11 protein-coding genes are annotated in these 17,972 nt (G+C 62.5%); 10 read left to right on the forward strand and 1 reads right to left on the reverse strand.

The window, feature by feature from the left end; genetic code table 11:
* Positions 1–63 precede the first annotated feature (63 nt).
* The 3 genes from RB548_RS15905 to RB548_RS15915 all read left to right on the forward strand — a co-directional run bounded on the left by RB548_RS15905 (position 64) and on the right by RB548_RS15915 (position 2,301).
* Entirely contained in the window at positions 64–789 is a 726-nt protein-coding gene (locus RB548_RS15905; protein WP_331372218.1) for a DUF899 domain-containing protein, read from the forward strand.
* A gap of 97 nt (positions 790–886) precedes the next feature.
* Complete coding sequence (locus RB548_RS15910) at positions 887–1,357, forward strand: DUF1579 domain-containing protein (RefSeq protein ID WP_331372219.1); 471 nt, start codon at positions 887–889, stop codon at positions 1,355–1,357.
* Between the two features lie 173 nt (positions 1,358–1,530).
* Complete coding sequence (locus RB548_RS15915; RefSeq protein WP_331372220.1) at positions 1,531–2,301, forward strand: VOC family protein; 771 nt, start codon at positions 1,531–1,533, stop codon at positions 2,299–2,301.
* Between the two features lie 202 nt (positions 2,302–2,503).
* Here the strand turns inward: RB548_RS15915 and RB548_RS15920 are convergent, their stop codons facing one another.
* Entirely contained in the window at positions 2,504–3,466 is a 963-nt protein-coding gene (locus tag RB548_RS15920; RefSeq protein WP_331372221.1) for a LysR family transcriptional regulator, read from the reverse strand.
* 107 nt (positions 3,467–3,573) lie between these two features.
* Between RB548_RS15920 and RB548_RS15925 the strand changes: the two genes are divergently transcribed.
* The 7 genes from RB548_RS15925 to glgB all read left to right on the forward strand — a co-directional run bounded on the left by RB548_RS15925 (position 3,574) and on the right by glgB (position 17,829).
* A complete protein-coding gene (locus tag RB548_RS15925) occupies positions 3,574–4,608 on the forward strand; it encodes an aldo/keto reductase (protein WP_331372222.1) in 1,035 nt (344 codons plus the stop codon).
* 133 nt (positions 4,609–4,741) lie between these two features.
* Positions 4,742–8,068, forward strand: a complete 3,327-nt coding sequence (locus tag RB548_RS15930) for a transglutaminase family protein (RefSeq protein WP_331372223.1) — start codon at positions 4,742–4,744, stop codon at positions 8,066–8,068.
* Positions 8,069–10,477 (forward strand): circularly permuted type 2 ATP-grasp protein, encoded by a 2,409-nt coding sequence (locus RB548_RS15935; protein ID WP_331372224.1) that lies wholly within the window; start codon positions 8,069–8,071, stop codon positions 10,475–10,477. It abuts the gene before it with no gap.
* A 179-nt stretch (positions 10,478–10,656) separates the two neighbouring features.
* Positions 10,657–11,535 carry a transglutaminase family protein gene (locus tag RB548_RS15940; RefSeq protein WP_331374989.1) on the forward strand — a complete coding sequence of 293 codons (879 nt, stop codon included), beginning with the start codon at positions 10,657–10,659 and terminating at the stop codon, positions 11,533–11,535.
* A gap of 175 nt (positions 11,536–11,710) precedes the next feature.
* Complete coding sequence (locus tag RB548_RS15945) at positions 11,711–12,976, forward strand: vWA domain-containing protein (RefSeq protein ID WP_331372225.1); 1,266 nt, start codon at positions 11,711–11,713, stop codon at positions 12,974–12,976.
* Positions 12,977–13,156: 180 nt separating this feature from the next.
* Complete coding sequence (locus tag RB548_RS15950; RefSeq protein ID WP_408642376.1) at positions 13,157–15,622, forward strand: glycogen/starch/alpha-glucan phosphorylase; 2,466 nt, start codon at positions 13,157–13,159, stop codon at positions 15,620–15,622.
* Entirely contained in the window at positions 15,619–17,829 is a 2,211-nt protein-coding gene (glgB, locus tag RB548_RS15955) for a 1,4-alpha-glucan branching protein GlgB (RefSeq protein WP_331372226.1), read from the forward strand. The genes RB548_RS15950 and glgB overlap by 4 nt, the downstream gene beginning before the upstream one ends.
* Positions 17,830–17,972 lie beyond the last annotated feature (143 nt).

A 17,972-nucleotide genomic window follows, 5' to 3' on the forward strand; every position in this document is an offset into this window, starting at 1 on the left:
GGTTGAGTAATGTTGATATCAACGTAATTAGTCAAGTGCTACATTTCGTGAGGAGGAAAGAGCATGAGACCGGACCATGCCGTCGTGTCGCCCGAGGAATGGCTGAAGGCGCGCAAATCGCTTCTCGCCCTGGAAAAGGAACACACCCGCTTGCGGGACCGGATCAATGCGGAGCGCCAGGCTCTGCCCTGGGTGAGGATGGACAAGCCCTATGTCTTCGAAACGCTCGCCGGCCCGAAGACATTGCCGGAGCTTTTCGACGGGCGCAGCCAGCTCGTCGTCTATCACTTCATGCTCGGAGCAAATTGGGAAGCCGGCTGTTCAAGTTGTTCGTTCCTGGCCGACCACTTCGCCGGCATGCTGCCGCATCTCAATCATCACGACGTCACGCTGATCGCGGCTTCGAATGCGCCGCTCGCCAAGATCGAAGCCTATCGCAAGCGAATGGGCTGGCACTTCCCTTGGGTGTCGGCCCAGGGCAGCGACTTCAACAGCGACTTCCATGTGTCCTTCACGCCGGCCGAACTCGCTGGTGACAAGGTCGTCTACAATTTCACCGAAATCGAAAGCGGCGAGGCTTACGAAGAGCTTCCCGGGCTCAGCGCCTTCTACAAGGACGAGGACGGCACCGTCTACCACACCTATTCCACCTATGCCCGCGGCCTGGAGGAACTTGTCGGCACCTTCATGCTGCTCGATCGGGCGCCGAAAGGTCGGAACGAAGGCACGATCATGGACTTCGTTCGCCGCCACGATGAATATGAGGCAGCGCCCCGGCAAAGAGCCTGAGCCTGATGCCAACAGGGGAACCATCGGCGTTTCCGAACGTTGCTATGTCACGCGGCGCTCCAGTCCGGGGCGACGCGTCTCGCCATTGGAGGGATTGATGAAGGCGGAGCCTCAGGAAGAACACCGCTGGCTGGAACAATTGCTCGGTGAGTGGGAGGTCATGTCGACAACTCCGGATGAGTGCCAGTCGCAAACTCCGTGGACGGAAAATGTGCGCTCGATGCAGGGTCTTTGGGTCGTCTGCGAAGGACAAGGCACGATGCCGGATGGCAGCGCCGGCCAGTCAATGATGACGCTTGGATTCAATCCGCTCACGAGCCGCTATGTCGGCACCTGGGTCGGCTCGATGATGACGCATATGTGGATCTATGACGGCGTGCTCGAGGACGACGGCAAGACGCTCACGCTCAACTGTGAGGGGCCGGATTTCGACAGACCCGGCAGAACCGCCAGCTATCAGGACGTAATAACCCTCGTCGACGCCAACCATCGCAGGCTGACGGCCCGTGTCCAGACCGAAGACGGAAACTGGAAGGAGATCATGGCCGCCGAATATCGCCGGCGCTGACGCATGTCGCCCGAAAGTGTGCAGAGGTCTTGGGACAACGACATGCATAAGAACAAAGATCTCAAGCGCGTTGCTTGAATTCGTCTGAACGCGACGCACTTTAATGACGGCAGGCAAACCACGCTGCCGCGAATGACAGCACATTCCCACAGCAAGAAACCGGAGGACTAACAATGACGGGTCAGCATGGGAAATTCGTCTGGTATGAACTGATGACAACCGACACGAAGGCCGCCCAAACTTTCTACGAGAACGTGGTTGGCTGGAGCGGCAGCGATGCCGGTATGCCGGGAATGGACTACACGCTGTTCTCCGTCGGTGATCGGCATGTGGCGGGACTGATGACAATGCCCGAGGGCGCGCTCGAGATGAAGATCCCGCCGGCCTGGCTCGGCTATGTCGCCGTTGATGACGTCGACGCAGCCGCCGCGAAGCTCGCCGCGGATGGCGGCAATGTTCACCGCGCTCCCGACGACATCCCCGGCGTCGGCCGCTTCGCCATCGTCACTGATCCGCATGGCGCGGTGTTCGCGCTTTTCAAGGGAACGAGCGAGGAACCTCCGGCCCTTGAGCAGATGGCTGCTGGAAACGTCGGCTGGCACGAACTGATGGCCGGCGACCTCGATACCGCCTTTCCCTTCTATTCCAACCTGTTCGGCTGGACCAAGGACCAGGCGATGGACATGGGCGATATGGGCACCTACCAGATCTTTGCCTGGAACGGCACCCCGATCGGCGGCATGATGACCAAACCGAAGGACGTTCCCGCCCCCTATTGGCTCTATTATTTCAACGTCGAGGCGCTGGATGCTGCAATCGAGCGGGCAAAATCCGGCGGTGCAAAGATCGTGCTCGAACCCATGGAAGTGCCGGGCGGATCCTGGATCGTCCAATGCATCGATCCGCAGGGCGCGCTTTTTGCCCTCGTCGCACCGAAACGTTGACGGGCGGTGCTTACAGCGCCGTGCGTCCTTCAGGACGCACAAAGGACGCTGTAAGTCTTTGATTCTGCGCATCGTGCTTTCCGAAAATCGATTCCGATTTTCGGGCCGATGCGCTGGAACGCACAACTCGTGACTCTTTAGAAACGAGGGGCGCCGTTTCGTGCGGGCGCCCCTCTTCCATTCGAGCCGATCATACGCCGTCTCACGCCGGCGCGGTCTTGAGTTCAGCCTGATGATCGCTCGCCCGCGCGACCGGTTCCGGCGGCACTCGAGCACTCCTACCAAGAAAGTCGAGGACGGCCCGAATACGCGCGGGAAGCGCGCCGCCCTGGCCGAGGAAGACGGCATGAATCTCTTCCAGATCGCCGGGATTCAAGTTCTCCAGCACGGGAACGAGCCGCCCGGCGTCGATGTCTGCGCGCACGGTGAATTCCGCAAGCCGCGCCAGTCCGGCGCCGGCAAGGGCGAGATGGCGGAGCCCCTCGCCGTCGCTCACCTGCAGCGTCCCGGAAGCCGGCAGAACGATCGTTTCTCCCTCGGATCGGATCGGCCAGCCGTCTACGGCGCGCGCGTAGCAGAAGCCGAGCCGGCTATGGACCTCGAGCTCTGCGATGTCCGAGGGCGTCCCGTACCGATCGAGATAGGACGGCGCCGCCACGATCACCATTCGCGTCGCGCCGAGCTTGCGGGCGATCAGCGCCGAACTCTTCAGTGGCCCTGATCGGATGGCGATATCGGCATGCGCCTCCATCAGGTCGACCACCGCGTCCGTCTGGACAATGTCGAGCGAGACGGCGGGAAAGCGCTCCCGGAATTCCGGCAGGAGTGGCATCAGGATATGGGTTGCGAAAGAAGCGCTGACATTCAGCCGGACCCGGCCCGTCGGTATCTCGCCTCCGACCGCACAGCGTTCGGCCTCCTCGATGTCGGCGAGGATGCGGGCGGTGCGCTCGTAGAAGGCACAGCCCTCCGGCGTCAGTTGCAGCCGCCGTGTGGACCGGTTGACGAGGCGGACTCCCAGCCGATCCTCGAGCCGCAGGACGAGCTTGCTGACCGCCGAAGGCGTCATGCGGAAATGGCGCGCTGCCGCCGAGAAGCCACCGAGTTCGACTGCCTTGGCGAACACTTCCATTTCCCCTGATCTGTTGACCGAAAGCCGGGACATATGACTTCAACTCACAAATGATATTCCGGGCAGCAGTCTATCTCCAAAAGGCGGGCAGCTCCATCTTCATGTCTCCAGACACATAGAGATGACAAGGGAGTTGCGAAATGGAGTATCGACGGCTTGGCTCGTCCGGCTTGAAGGTTCCGGCACTGAGCTTCGGCGCAGGCACGTTCGGCGGCAAGGGTCCGCTGTTCGGCGCCTGGGGCACGACGGACGACGCGGAAGCGCGCCGCCTTGTGGACATCTGCCTCGAGGCCGGCACCAATCTCTTCGACACGGCGGATGTCTATTCGGATGGCGCCTCGGAGGAAGTGCTCGGCGCGGCGATCGAGGGCCGCCGCGAAAAGGTGATCCTTTCCACCAAGATGTCGCTGCCGGTGGGCGACGGCCCGAACGACGCCGGCTCATCCCGCTCGCGTCTCATCCACGGCGTCGAAGCGGCGCTGAAGCGTCTCGGAACCGACTATATCGATCTCATGCAGTTGCACGCTTTCGATGCCGGAACGCCAATCGAAGAAGTGCTCTCGACACTCGACATTTTGGTTCGCGCCGGCAAGCTCCGCTATGTCGGGGTCTCCAACTTCTCCGGCTGGCAGCTGATGAAATCGCTCGCGCTCGCCGAGAGACACGGCTATCCCCGTTACGTCGCCAACCAGGTCTATTATTCGCTGGTCGGCCGCGACTACGAATGGGAACTGATGCCGCTCGGGCTCGACCAGGGTGTCGGGGCGCTCGTCTGGAGTCCGCTGGGCTGGGGACGGTTGACCGGCAAGATCCGCCGCGGGGAGCCGTTGCCGGCCGGAAGCCGGCTGCACGACACCGCCGCCTTTGGACCGCCGGTCGATGACGATAAGCTCTACGACATCGTCGAGGTGCTCGATGCCCTGGCAGAGGAAACCGGCAGGACGGTGCCGCAGATCGCCATCAACTGGCTTCTGCAGCGGCCGACCGTTTCGAGCGTCATCATCGGCGCCCGCAACGAAGAACAACTCCGGCAAAACCTCGGCGCGGTCGGCTGGTCGCTCTCTGCCGATCAGGTGGCGCGCCTCGACGAGGTCAGCGCCACGACGGCGCCCTATCCCCATTTCCCCTACTACCGGCAGGAGGGCTTTGCCCGCATCAACCCTTCGCCGGTCTGAGCAGCCGACGGGGTGCACGGGGAAAGCCGGCCGCGATCGCGTCCCCGGGTTTCGGCTTGCTTTCTCTCTTCGCATTGCACAAAATTCCCGTGAATGGCCGGCGACGGACCGGCTATCGAGGGGAAAAATCTGCATGTCGATCAAGGCCAGTATCTACCACCTCACGCACTACACCTACGACCGGCCGGTAACGCTCACACCGCAAATCATCAGGCTGAAACCGGCCGCGCATTCCAAAACCAAGGTCATCAGCCACTCGCTGAAAGTCTCGCCTGCCAATCATTTCGTCAATTTGCAGCAGGATCCCTACGGCAACTATCTCGCCCGCTACGTCTTTCCCGATCCCGTGACGGAATTGAAGATCGAGGTGGACCTGGTCGCCGACATGACCGTCTACAACCCGTTTGATTTCTTCGTCGAAGAGGAAGCCGAACACTGGCCTTTCCGCTATCCCGAAGATTTGAGCGAGGATCTGAAGATCTACATGACGCCGGAGCCGATCGGGCCGAAGCTTTCGGAATTCATGGAGAGCATCGACCGGTCACGTCGGCGCACCGTCGACATGATCGTCGCCCTCAACACGCGGCTGCAGAAGGAAATCGGCTACGTCATCCGCATGGCGCCGGGCGTCCAGTCGCCGGAAGAGACGCTCGGCATTGCCAGGGGTTCATGTCGCGATTCCAGTTGGCTGCTGGTGCAGATCCTCCGCAATCTCGGTTTTGCCGCCCGCTTCGTCTCCGGCTATCTCATTCAGCTGACGCCGGACCTGAAGGCGCTGGATGGCCCCTCCGGCACCGAATACGACTTCACTGACCTTCACGCCTGGGCCGAGGTCTATCTTCCGGGTGCCGGCTGGATCGGGCTCGATCCGACGTCGGGCCTCTTGACCGGAGAGAGCCACATTCCGCTGGCCGCCACCCCGCACTATCGAAACGCCGCGCCGATATCCGGCGAGTTCTTCGGCGACCCGGAGACGAGAACCGATTTCGCCTTCGACATGAAGGTTGCTCGCGTCGCCGAACATCCGCGCATCACCAAGCCCTTTTCCGACGAGAGCTGGGAAGCACTGAATGCTCTCGGTGATGAGGTCGATCGGGTGCTCGCCGAGAACGACGTGCGCCTGACCATGGGCGGCGAGCCCACATTTGTCTCGATCGACGATTTCGAATCGGACGAATGGAACACGGCGGCGGTCGGCCCGACGAAACGCGAGAAGGCGGATGCGCTCATCCGGCGCCTGCGCGAGCGCTTCGCGCCCGGCGGCTTCCTGCATTATGGACAGGGCAAGTGGTATCCGGGCGAAAGCCTGCCGCGCTGGACCTTTTCCCTTTACTGGCGCAAGGACGGCGTGCCGATCTGGCGGGAGGCTAATCTGATCGCCGAGGAAAACGGCCGGCACCAGATCACCGAGCGGGATGCCGAGCGCCTGCTCGTCGCGATTGCCGGCGAACTCGACGTCGATGCGGACATGGTCGTTCCGGCCTACGAGGACCCAGCCGAGTGGATCATCAAGGAGGGAAACCTTCCGGACAACGTCGATCCGTCCAATTCGAAACTCAAGGATCCGGAAGAGCGCAGCCGCCTCGCCCGCGTCTTCGAGCGCGGGCTGACGACCCCGACGGGCTATGTTCTGCCGGTGCAGGCCTGGAACGCGCGTGCGAGTGACCGGAGATGGATGAGCGAGAAATGGAAGACCCGGCGCGGCCGCGTTTTCCTGGTGCCCGGCGACAGCCCGGTCGGCTATCGCCTGCCGCTCGGCTCGCTGCCCTATATTGCGCCGTCCGCCTATCCCTATGTCAATCCGGTGGATCCGACAGTTTCGCGTGGCGACCTGCCGGATTTCAGCGAGAGCCGGGGCCGGGTGCAACCGTCGCGCTTCCAACCGTCCGAGGAGCCGGCGACGCCGCTGCCGCCCTCTCGCGACGAGATCGACGGCGCTGTCCGCACCGCGATCAGCGTAGAACCGCGCGACGGCCGGCTCTGCGTGTTCATGCCGCCGACGACGAGCATCGAGGAATATCTCGATCTCATCGCCTCGACCGAGCGGGCCGCCGCCGCGCTCGGCATGCCGGTGCATATCGAGGGCTATGCGCCGCCGCAGGATGAGCGCATCAACGTCATCCGCGTCGCTCCGGATCCCGGCGTGATCGAGGTCAACATTCATCCCGCCGCGAACTGGCGGGAATGCGTCGACATCACCACGGCGATTTACGAGGAGGCCCGCCAGAGTCGGCTCGGCACCGACAAGTTCATGATCGACGGCCGCCACACCGGAACCGGCGGCGGCAATCACGTGGTTGTCGGCGGACGCAACCCCAACGACAGCCCGTTCCTGCGCCGGCCCGATCTTCTGAAGAGCATCCTGCTTCACTGGCAGCGCCACCCCTCGCTCTCCTACCTCTTTTCCGGCCTCTTCATCGGGCCGACCAGCCAGGCGCCGCGCATCGACGAGGCGCGCCACGATTCTCTCTATGAGCTGGAGATTGCGCTCTCACAGGTACCGCCGCCCGACGGCGATCGCCCGGCTCCCTTGCCATGGCTGGTGGACCGGTTGTTCCGCAACCTGCTTGTCGACGTCACCGGCAATACACATCGCTCCGAAATCTGCATCGACAAGCTCTTCTCACCGGACGGACCGACCGGGCGGCTCGGGCTGATCGAATTCCGCGGTTTCGAGATGCCGCCGAACGCGCGCATGTCGCTCGCGCAGCAACTGCTCGTCCGCGCGCTCATCGCCCGCTTCTGGAAAAGCCCGATCGATGGCGGCTTCGTGCGTTGGGGCACGGTCCTGCACGATCGTTTCATGCTGCCGCACCATGTCTGGCAGGATTTTCTCGATGTGCTCGCCGACCTGCGCGCCCACGGCTTCGATTTGAGGCCCGAATGGTTCGAGGCACAGCTCGAATTCCGTTTCCCCTTCTGCGGCGAGGTGGAATATGAAGAGGCGAAGCTCGAACTGCGACAGGCGCTGGAACCATGGCACGTAATGGGAGAGCAAGGCGCGATCGGAGGCACCGTGCGCTGTGTCGATTCCTCGGTGGAGCGATTGCAGGTCAAGCTCGAAACCGCCAATCCGGATCGCTACACGGTTGCCTGCAATGGCCGCCCGGTGCCGCTGACACGGACAGGGAAAGGTGGCGTGGCCGTCGCAGGCGTGCGTTACAAGGCCTGGCAGCCCGCCTCCGGCCTGCATCCGGTCCTGCCGGTCAACACTCCCCTCACATTCGATACTTATGATACATGGTCGAATCGGGCGATCGGCGGCTGCGTCTACCATGTGGCGCATCCCGGCGGGCGCCACTATGAGGCATTTCCGGTCAACGGCAACGAGGCGGAAGCGCGCCGCCTGGCGCGCTTCGAGCCCTGGGGCCACACCACCGGCGGGTATCCGCTTCAACAAGAGAACCCGCCGGCGGAATTTCCGCTGACGCTCGACCTGAGACGTCCGGCAGGAGTGTAGATGGCTAAGAAACAGACGGCAGAGGCGGAAGAGAAGGATCGGCTCGACGGCGACCCGGTGTTCGGCTATCGCGCCCTTCCCGGTATCGCCGACGAGATGCTCGATCCGGACGGCAATGTCCGACCGGTCTGGCAGCGGCTTCTCTCGGCCCTTGGCCGCATGGACGAAACGGATCTTGCCAACCGCTTCGCCCGCGCCGACCGTTATCTGCGCGATGCCGGTGTTTTCTACCGGGCCTATGGTGGCCGAGAGAATTCGGAACGAAGCTGGCCGCTGTCCCACGTCCCCGTCCTGATCGACGAGGCGGAATGGACCGTCGTTTCGCAAGGGCTGATCCAGCGCGCCGAACTCCTCGAGCGCGTGGTCGCCGATATCTACGGCGAAAACCGGCTGGTCCAGGAAGGTTTGTTGCCTCCTGCCCTTGTCGCCTCCAATCCGGAGTTCCTGCGCCCGCTGGTCGGCGTCAAGCCGGCCGACGGACATTTCCTGCACTTCTGTTCCTTCGAGATCGGACGCGGGCCGGACGGCAACTGGTGGGTGCTTTCCGACCGGACCGAGGCCCCCTCCGGGGCCGGGTTCGCGCTGGAAAACCGCGTTGCGACAACGCGCGCTTTTTCCGACCTCTATGCCGAAACCCATGTGCACCGATTGGCGGGCTTCTTCGGCGCCTTCCGCGATACGCTGCAGGCCCGAAAGCAGCATCCGGACGACAGGATTGCCGTCCTCTCACCCGGCATTGCCAATGAGACCTATTTCGAGCACGCCTATATCGCCCGCTACCTCGGCTTCATGCTGCTCGAAGGCGAGGACCTGACGGTGGTCGGTGGCCGCGTCATGGTGCGCACCGTTGCCGGCCTCAAGCCTATCGGCGTGCTTTGGCGCCGCCTCGATGCGGCCTTCGCCGATCCGCTCGAACTCAACCAATCCTCCCATATCGGCACGCCCGGGATCGTCGAGGCGCTGAGGGCCGGCTCCGTCTCGATCGTCAACGCACTCGGCTCGGGCATCGTGGAGACCCGCGCCTTCCTCGCCTTCACGCCGGCGATCTGTCGTCACCTGCTCGGCGAGGAGCAAAAGCTGCCGTCGATCGCTACCTGGTGGTGCGGGCAGCAGGCCGAACGCAACAATGTCGCCGGCAATGTCGAGCGCATGGTGATCGGCCCCGCCTATTCGACCCGTCCCTTCTTCGACGACAACGGACAGTCCGTCCTCGGCACCTCACTGTGCGAGGGCGACACCTCGGTCTCGGAATGGCTCGGAACCGGTGGCGGCAAGCTGGTGGGCCAGGAGGTCGTCACCCTGTCGACGACCCCCGCCTGGGTGCGCGGCCGGCTGACGCCGCGGCCGATGAGCTTGCGGGTCTTTGCCGCGCGCACGCGCGACGGCTGGCAGATCATGCCGGGCGGTTTTGCCCGCATCGGCTCCGGCGACGACGTCGCGGCGATCGCGATGAAGGCGGGCGGCACGGCCGCCGATGTCTGGATCGTCAGCAACAAGCCGGTCGAGCACACGACGCTGCTCCCGGCCGAGGAGAGCTTCACGCGCAACATGCCGGGGAGCCTGCCGAGCCGCGCGGCGGATAATCTCTTCTGGCTCGGCCGCTATATCGAGCGGGCGGAAGGCGCTCTCAGGATCCTGCGCGCCTGGCACGGACGCTTTGCCGAAGCCGCCGACCCGAACATGCCGCTTCTGAAGGACGTCACCGACTACCTGGCGGCTCTCGACATCAATGCGCGGCAACCGGTGCCCGACAGCCTGCTTGCCAATATCGACAGCGCGCTCGTCAGCGCCGGCAATATCCGCGACCGGTTCTCGCCCGACGGGTGGCTGGCCCTCAACGATCTGTCGCGAACGGCTCGGAAGTTCGGCGCGACGGTGCAGGCCGGCGACGACGCCACGCATGCGATGACCATTCTGTTGCGCAAGCTTGCGGGCTTTGCCGGTCTCGTCCACGAAAACATGTACCGCTTCACCGGCTGGCGTTTCCTGTCGATCGGTCGCTACATCGAGCGCGGCCTCCACATGACTCGCCTGCTTGGCCACATGTCGGGACCCGAAGCTCCGGACGGGGCCTTTGACATGCTGCTCGAGATCGGCGACAGCGTCATGACCCACCGCCGCCGCTACAACGTCAACACGGCAGCACTGACCGTCACCGACCTGCTCGCCCTCGATCCGCTCAATCCGCGCTCGGTTCTTTATCAGTTGAACGAGATCAAGACCGAGGTGGAGCTTTTGCCGAACGCGTTCGTCAACGGTCAGATGTCACCCTTCTATCGCGAGACGATGCGGCTCCATTCCGGTCTTGCCGTGATGACGCCTGAAGCAATGACCGCGACCGTCTACAAGCAGCTGGAACGGGATCTTGAAAGGCTTTCGGACCTGCTCGCGCAAACCTATCTGGGATAGAGCGCCGCGCGTTCAATGAACGCGCAAAGGACGCTCTAGAACTTTGAACCTAGAGCATCTTTTCTGCTTTCAGTGATTCCACTTGGAAGCAGGATGCTCTAGAGCGGGATGAAGAAAAGTGCGAGCGGTTTTCCGCCCGCATCCCGCTCCAACTTATTGGAAACGAAGGGCACGGCTTGATGCTCTACGACATCAACCTGAAGATCACCTACGGCTACGAGGTCCCGGTCGCCGGCGGACGCCATCTCGTGCGGGTGTTGCCGGCCTCGATCCCCGGTCGTCAACGGCTTGTCGTCGGCTCGATAGGCTGCCAACCGACCCCCGGCGAACGGGTCGAAAGCGTGGACTTCTTCGCGAATCCGACCACATCCATCCTTTTCCGTTCGGTGCATGACAGCCTCGCCATTCGCATGCAGGCGCGCGTTCAGGTGGAACCGCAGGCGCTCACTGCCGATCTCACTCCGCCTCTTGCAGGTCTTCCATCACAGCTCGCCGCATGCTGGTCGGTCGATGCGGAATCTCCGCACCATTTTGTCGGGCCGAGTCCGCTCTTGCAGGACGCCCCGGAGATCGCGGCCTACGCACGCGCGATCGCCGGCGAAGGAATGACCGTGCGGCAGATCGGGACGGCGATCTGCGAGCGCATCCACCGCGACTTCGCCTATGATGCCGAGGCAACGACCGTGAACACGACGCCTGCCGAAGCCTTCACGCTCAAGCGCGGCGTCTGCCAGGACTTCGCACATGTGATGATCGTTGCCCTTCGCAGCCTCGGCATCCCGGCGGGCTATGTCAGCGGTTTCCTCAGAACCTTGCCGCCACCAGGCAAGGAACGGCTGGAAGGCGCCGACGCGATGCATGCCTGGGTTCGCTTCTGGTGTGGCAGCGCGGGCGGCTGGATGGAACTCGACCCGACGAACAATATTCCGGCCGGCACGGATCACATCGTCGTAGGTCACGGCCGTGACTATGGCGACGTCGCGCCCGTCATCGGCATACTCAAGAGCTATGGCAGCCATACGACTGAACAGGCCGTGGACGTCATTCCCGTCGGCTGACCCGAATTGATACAGCCGGGTCCCGTTTCCGGACAACCAACCGCGGGAAAATCGTTTGAAAGCACGGATTTCTTCCGAAATTCATTAAAATTCAAACAATTACCTGAACGAGATTGTAATCCATCGCCGCTAATGTCGGCCCAAGCTTGCAATGTATGGCTTGGGGTGTGCAAAGATGGGAAGACGATCCATGATAAGCCGATCCTTCGGCATGATGTTAAAGGACCGCGGCGGTAATTTCGGAATGATGACGGCGCTGGTGGCGCCGCTGCTGCTGGCGGCGGGCGGTGTTTCCATCGACATGGCCAACATGCTGATGACCAAGAACCAGCTCCAGGATGCCACCGATGCCGCAGCGCTCGCCGCCGCTTCCGCGCTGGTCTCCAACGAACAGCCCAACATCGAAGCGGCCAAGTCGATCGCGCGCAAATTCCTGAAGGCGCAGATGGCAAGCTCGGGCGCGGCCGACACCCCCGCCGATGGCGAGCAGTCAGGAACGGCAACCGCCGGCGCTGCGGACAGCGCAGAGGCCGCTTCCGAGGCGCCGAATTGGGACGATATCAATACCTCGCAGGTGAACATCACCGAGACCCCCAACGGCATCAAGGGGAAATCCTTCGAGGTTTCGATCGTCAACAAGCACCGGATCGAGTTCAACGCGATGACGCGCCTGCTTGGCACGGATTCGATCGAGCTCGAAACCCGGGCAACGGCGGAAAGCTCAACCGAGAGCAAGAACGCGCTCTCCATGTATCTCGTACTCGACCGTTCTGGATCGATGGCCTGGAAAACGAATACGATCGATACGACGAAGACCAAGTGCCCCAACTACACGGAGGCGAACTGGAGCAGGTATCCGAATCTTTCGGCGACCAGCCCGTGCTACGTCACCAAGGTCAACGCGCTGAAAACCGCGGCCAGCGACCTGTTCGCCCAGCTGATGCTCGCCGATCCGGAATCGATATACGTCCGCACCGGCGCCGTCTCCTACAACGCATCGCAGGATCCCGCTGGCAGCCTCGCCTGGGGAACGACGGGAGCAGCAGCTTATGTCAATGCGCTGGTCGCGACCGGCGGCACGGCCTCGGGCAGTGCCTTCAAGACCGCCTACCAGAAGGTGATCGCATCGACGGAAGACACGGCGCACAACAACAAGAACGGCCAGGTTCCGACGAAATACATCGTCTTCATGACCGATGGCGAGAACAACTACGCCAACGACGACACGGTCACCAAGTACTGGTGCGACATCGCCAAGGCCAACAAGGTTGAGATCTACAGCGTCGCCTTCATGGCGCCGGACCGCGGCCAGGCCCTCCTGAAATATTGCGCCACCTCCTCCTCGCATTATTTCGAGGCTGAGGAAGCGGCTGACCTCGTTGCCGCCTTCAAGGCAATCGGCGAACGGGCCTCCGCCATGGTCTCCCGCCTCACCGAATAGTCCGAAGCGAAACCGCTCTTTGCATGCCGCCCGGCCTCGCCGGGCGGCATTTTTCGTTATGCGCAAGTACATGTTGCAAGCGCTTCGGATCGATGCATAAATTGCCTTAACTCCGGTCGGCGCCGGCCCGCGGCCTCCCATACGCAAAAAGGGCAAACAGAAAAAAGGCATGACAGTTCTATGATGAATCGGCTCTCCACCTCCGAACTGCCGCAACCCGCACCCAGGTCGTCCGAGCCCGGCCAACTCGCGGTGGAAATCCTCGAACGCCTCAAATACCGCATCGGCAAGGACCCGAAGGTTGCCAAGCCGCATGACTGGCTGACGGCCGCCATTCTCGTCGCTCGTGACCGCATCACCGACAAGTGGATGGATTCGACCCGCAAGACCTATGCGACCGGCGCCAAGCGCGTCTATTACCTGTCGCTCGAGTTCCTCATCGGCCGCCTGATGCGCGACGCCATGACGAATATCGGCCTGATGGACGAGATGCGCGACGCACTGGCGTCGCTCGGCGTCGATATCGACGTGGTCGCACAGCTCGAGCCCGACGCGGCGCTCGGCAATGGTGGCCTCGGGCGTCTTGCCGCCTGTTTCATGGAATCCATGGCAACGGTCGACGTACCCGCTTACGGCTACGGCATCCGCTACATGCACGGCCTGTTCCGTCAGCAGATGGCCGACGGTTGGCAGGTCGAACTGCCCGAGACGTGGCTGGCCCACGGCAACCCTTGGGAATTCGAACGGCGCGAAAGTTCCTATGAAATAGGTTTCGGCGGCGGCGTGGAAACCGTCAATATCGACGAGGAAGTCCAACGTTATGTCTGGAAACCGGCAGAGCGCGTCATCGCAACCGCCTTCGACACGCCGGCCGTCGGCTGGCGCGCAAAACGCGTCAATACGCTACGCCTCTGGGCTGCGCAGCCGATCGACCCGATCCTGCTCGAGGCCTTCAACGCCGGCGACCATATCGGCGCGCTGCGTGAAAGCAACAAGGCGGAGAGCCTGACGCGTGTGCTCTATCCCGCCGACGCGACGCCAGCGGGACAGGAACTGCGCCTCAGGCAGGAGTATTTCTTCTCTTCCGCCTCGCTGCAGGACATTCTGCGCCGCCACCTGCAGCAATATCCGGACTTCACGTCCTTGCCGGACGCGGTCGCCATCCAGCTCAACGATACCCATCCGGCCGTTTCCGTCGCGGAACTCGTGCGCCTCCTGACCGATGTTCACGGGCTTGATTTCGAGCAGGCCTGGGAAATCACCCGCCGCACCTTCGCCTACACCAATCACACGCTGCTGCCGGAAGCGCTGGAAAGCTGGCCGGTACCGCTCTTCGAGCGCCTTCTGCCGCGCCACATGCAGATCGTCTACGCCATCAACGCCAAGATCCTGATCGAGGCGCGCAGGCAGAAGCACGCGACCGACGAGGAAATCCGCAACATTTCGCTGATCGAGGAGACGGGCGAGCGGCGCGTGCGCATGGGCAACCTCGCCTTTGTCGGTTCGCATTCCATCAACGGCGTCTCGGCGCTGCACACCGAGCTGATGAAAGAGACGGTCTTTGCCGATCTGCACCGCCTCTATCCCGATCGAATCAACAACAAGACCAACGGCATTACGCCGCGCCGCTGGCTGATGCAGTGCAACCCCGGCCTGTTCGGCCTCGTTCGTGAGGCGATCGGCGACGAGTTCATGGACAACACCGAGGCGCTACAGGCGCTCGACGCCTTTGCCGACAAGGCGGACTTCCAAGAGAGCTTCGCCGCGGTCAAACGGGCCAACAAGGTGAAACTCGCAAAGCTCGTCCAGGCAAGCCTCGGCATCCGGCTCGATCCCTCGGCGATGTTCGACATCCAGATCAAGCGCATCCACGAATACAAGCGGCAACTCTTGAACATCGTCGAGGCGGTCGCTCTTTATGACCAGATACGCTCGCACCCCGAACTCGACTGGGTGCCGCGGGTCAAGCTCTTTGCCGGCAAAGCGGCGCCGAGCTATCACAACGCTAAGCTCATCATCAAACTTGCCAACGATGTCGCCCGCGTCATCAATAACGACCCGGCGGTGCGCGGCCTCCTGAAGATCGTCTTCATTCCGAACTACAACGTGTCGCTCGCCGAAGTGATGGTGCCGGCCGCCGATCTTTCCGAACAGATCTCGACCGCCGGCATGGAGGCCTCCGGCACAGGCAACATGAAATTTGCGCTCAACGGCGCGCTCACCATCGGCACGCTCGATGGCGCCAATGTCGAAATGCGCGACTGGGTCGGCGAAGAAAACATCAAGATCTTCGGCATGACCGCCGAGGAGGTGGCAAAGGCGCGGGCGGAAGGGCACAATCCGCGCGCCATCATCGAAGGCTCGCGTGAACTGTCGCAGGCGCTCTCCGCGATCGCCTCGGGCGTATTCTCGCCGGACGACCGCAATCGCTTCTCCGGGCTCGTCGACGGGCTCTACAACCATGACTGGTTCATGGTCGCCGCTGATTTCGAGGCCTATGCGAAGGCCCAGCGCGAGATGGATCAGCTCTGGACCAAGCCAGCCTCCTGGTACGGTCAGGCGATCCGCAATACCGCGCGCATGGGCTGGTTCTCGTCCGACCGCACGATCCGGCAATATGCCGGGGAAATCTGGAGCGCTGGATGACGGTTTCGCCCGGCAAGGACCCAGCGCCCGCACCGTCGGGTGTGCTGCCAGCGCCGGATATCGCGGCAATACTTTCCGGCACCCACGACAATCCGTTCGCTGTCCTCGGCGTTCATGCCGCCGGCCAGAACTATGTTGCACGCTGCTTCATCCCGGGCGCCGAAGCCGTGACGGCAGAAACACTCTCCGGCAAGGAAATCGGCACGCTCAACCGGCGCGACGACGCGGGCTTCTTCGAGGGCTTCGTGTCTCTGCGCAAGGAGCAGCCCATTCGTTATCGCGCCATCAACAGCGGCGGCGAATGGATCGTTGTCGATCCCTACAGTTTCGGCCCCGTTCTCGGGCCGATGGACGACTACTATATCCGCGAAGGCTCGCATCTCCGGCTCTTCGACAAGATGGGCGCTCATCCGATCGCGCATGACGGCGCGGAAGGCTTCCACTTTGCCGTCTGGGCGCCGAACGCACGCCGCGTTTCGGTGGTCGGCAGTTTCAACGACTGGGACGGACGCCGGCACGTCATGCGCCTGCGCGCCGATACCGGCATCTGGGAAATATTCATTCCCGGCGTACCTGCTGGCGCGCCATACAAGTATGAGATCCTCGACAACTCGGGGACGCTCTTGCCATTGAAGGCGGACCCCTTCGCCCGCCGCTCGGAACTGCGCCCCGATACGGCTTCGATGACGACGGGCGAGATCGCGCAGGTCTGGGAGGACGAAGCGCATCGCCAGCATTGGGCCGAGGTCGATCCGCGCCGGCAGCCGATTTCAATCTACGAGGTCCATGCCGCCTCCTGGCAGCGGCGCGACAATGGCGAAATGCTCTCCTGGGACGAACTGGCGGACCGACTCATTCCCTACTGCGTCGACATGGGCTTCACGCACATCGAGTTCCTGCCGATTTCCGAATTTCCGTTCGATCCATCCTGGGGCTATCAGACCACCGGCCTCTACGCACCGACCGCTCGTTTCGGCGAACCCGAGGGTTTCGCCCGCTTCGTCAACGGCTGCCACAAGGTCGGCATCGGCGTCATCCTCGACTGGGTGCCGGCGCATTTCCCCACCGACGAGCACGGCTTACGCTGGTTCGACGGAACCGCGCTTTACGAGCATGCGGACCCGCGCCAGGGCTTTCACCCCGACTGGAACACGGCGATCTACAATTTCGGCCGCCAGGAGGTTCTCGCCTACCTCGTCAACAACGCCCTCTATTGGGCGGAGAAGTTCCACGTCGACGGTCTGCGCGTCGATGCGGTCGCGTCGATGCTCTATCTCGACTACTCGCGCGAGTACGGCGAGTGGGTGCCGAACGAATATGGCGGCAACGAAAACCTCGAAGCCGTCCGCTTCCTGCAGACAATGAACACCCGTCTCTACGGAATCCACCAAGGCGTCCTGACGATCGCCGAGGAGTCGACCTCCTGGCCGAAGGTCTCGCATCCGGTGCATGCGGGCGGCCTCGGCTTCGGCTTCAAGTGGAACATGGGCTTCATGCACGACACGCTGCAATATCTCATGCGCGAGCCTGTGCACCGGAAGTTCCACCACAACGACATGACCTTCGGGCTGCTTTACGCCTTCAGCGAGAACTTCGTGCTGCCGCTGTCGCATGACGAGGTGGTGCACGGCAAGGGATCGCTGATCGCCAAGATGGCCGGCGACGACTGGCAGAAGTTCGCCAATCTCAGGGCCTATTACGCCTTCATGTGGGGCTATCCCGGCAAGAAGCTCCTCTTCATGGGCCAGGAATTCGCCCAGTGGCGCGAATGGTCGGAGGATCGCGCACTCGACTGGAACCTGCTCGAATACAATCTGCACGAGGGAATGCGTCGCCTGATACGCGACCTGAACGGCACTTACCGCTCGAAAGCGGCGCTGCATGCGCGAGATTGCGAGGGCGAGGGTTTCGAGTGGCTGATCGCGGACGACCGGGACAATTCGGTTTTTGCCTGGCTCAGAAAAGCTCCGGGACAAAAACTCGTCGCGGTCGTCACCAATTTCACCCCGGTCTACCGGGAACGTTACGACATACCGCTTCCGGTCGCGGGACGATGGAAGGAAATCCTCAACACCGATGCGGAGATCTATGGAGGGAGTGGCAAAGGCAACGGCGGTGCCGTGCACGCGGAGCAAAAATCAACGGGAATAACGGTCGCCACCATCACGTTGCCGCCTCTGGCAACACTGATGCTGGAGCAGGACTAGAGCGCCGCGCGTTCAATGAACGCCAAAGGACGCTCCAGGATTTTGAATCCAGGGCATCTTTTGCGCTTCCGTGATTCCACTTGAAAGCAGGATGCTCCAGCGCACTCGTGCGCTGCGAGCGAAGCGAAAAGAATTTGCGTGGG

It is taken from the genome of Sinorhizobium chiapasense (assembly GCF_036488675.1).
GTDB lineage: Bacteria > Pseudomonadota > Alphaproteobacteria > Rhizobiales > Rhizobiaceae > Sinorhizobium > Sinorhizobium chiapasense.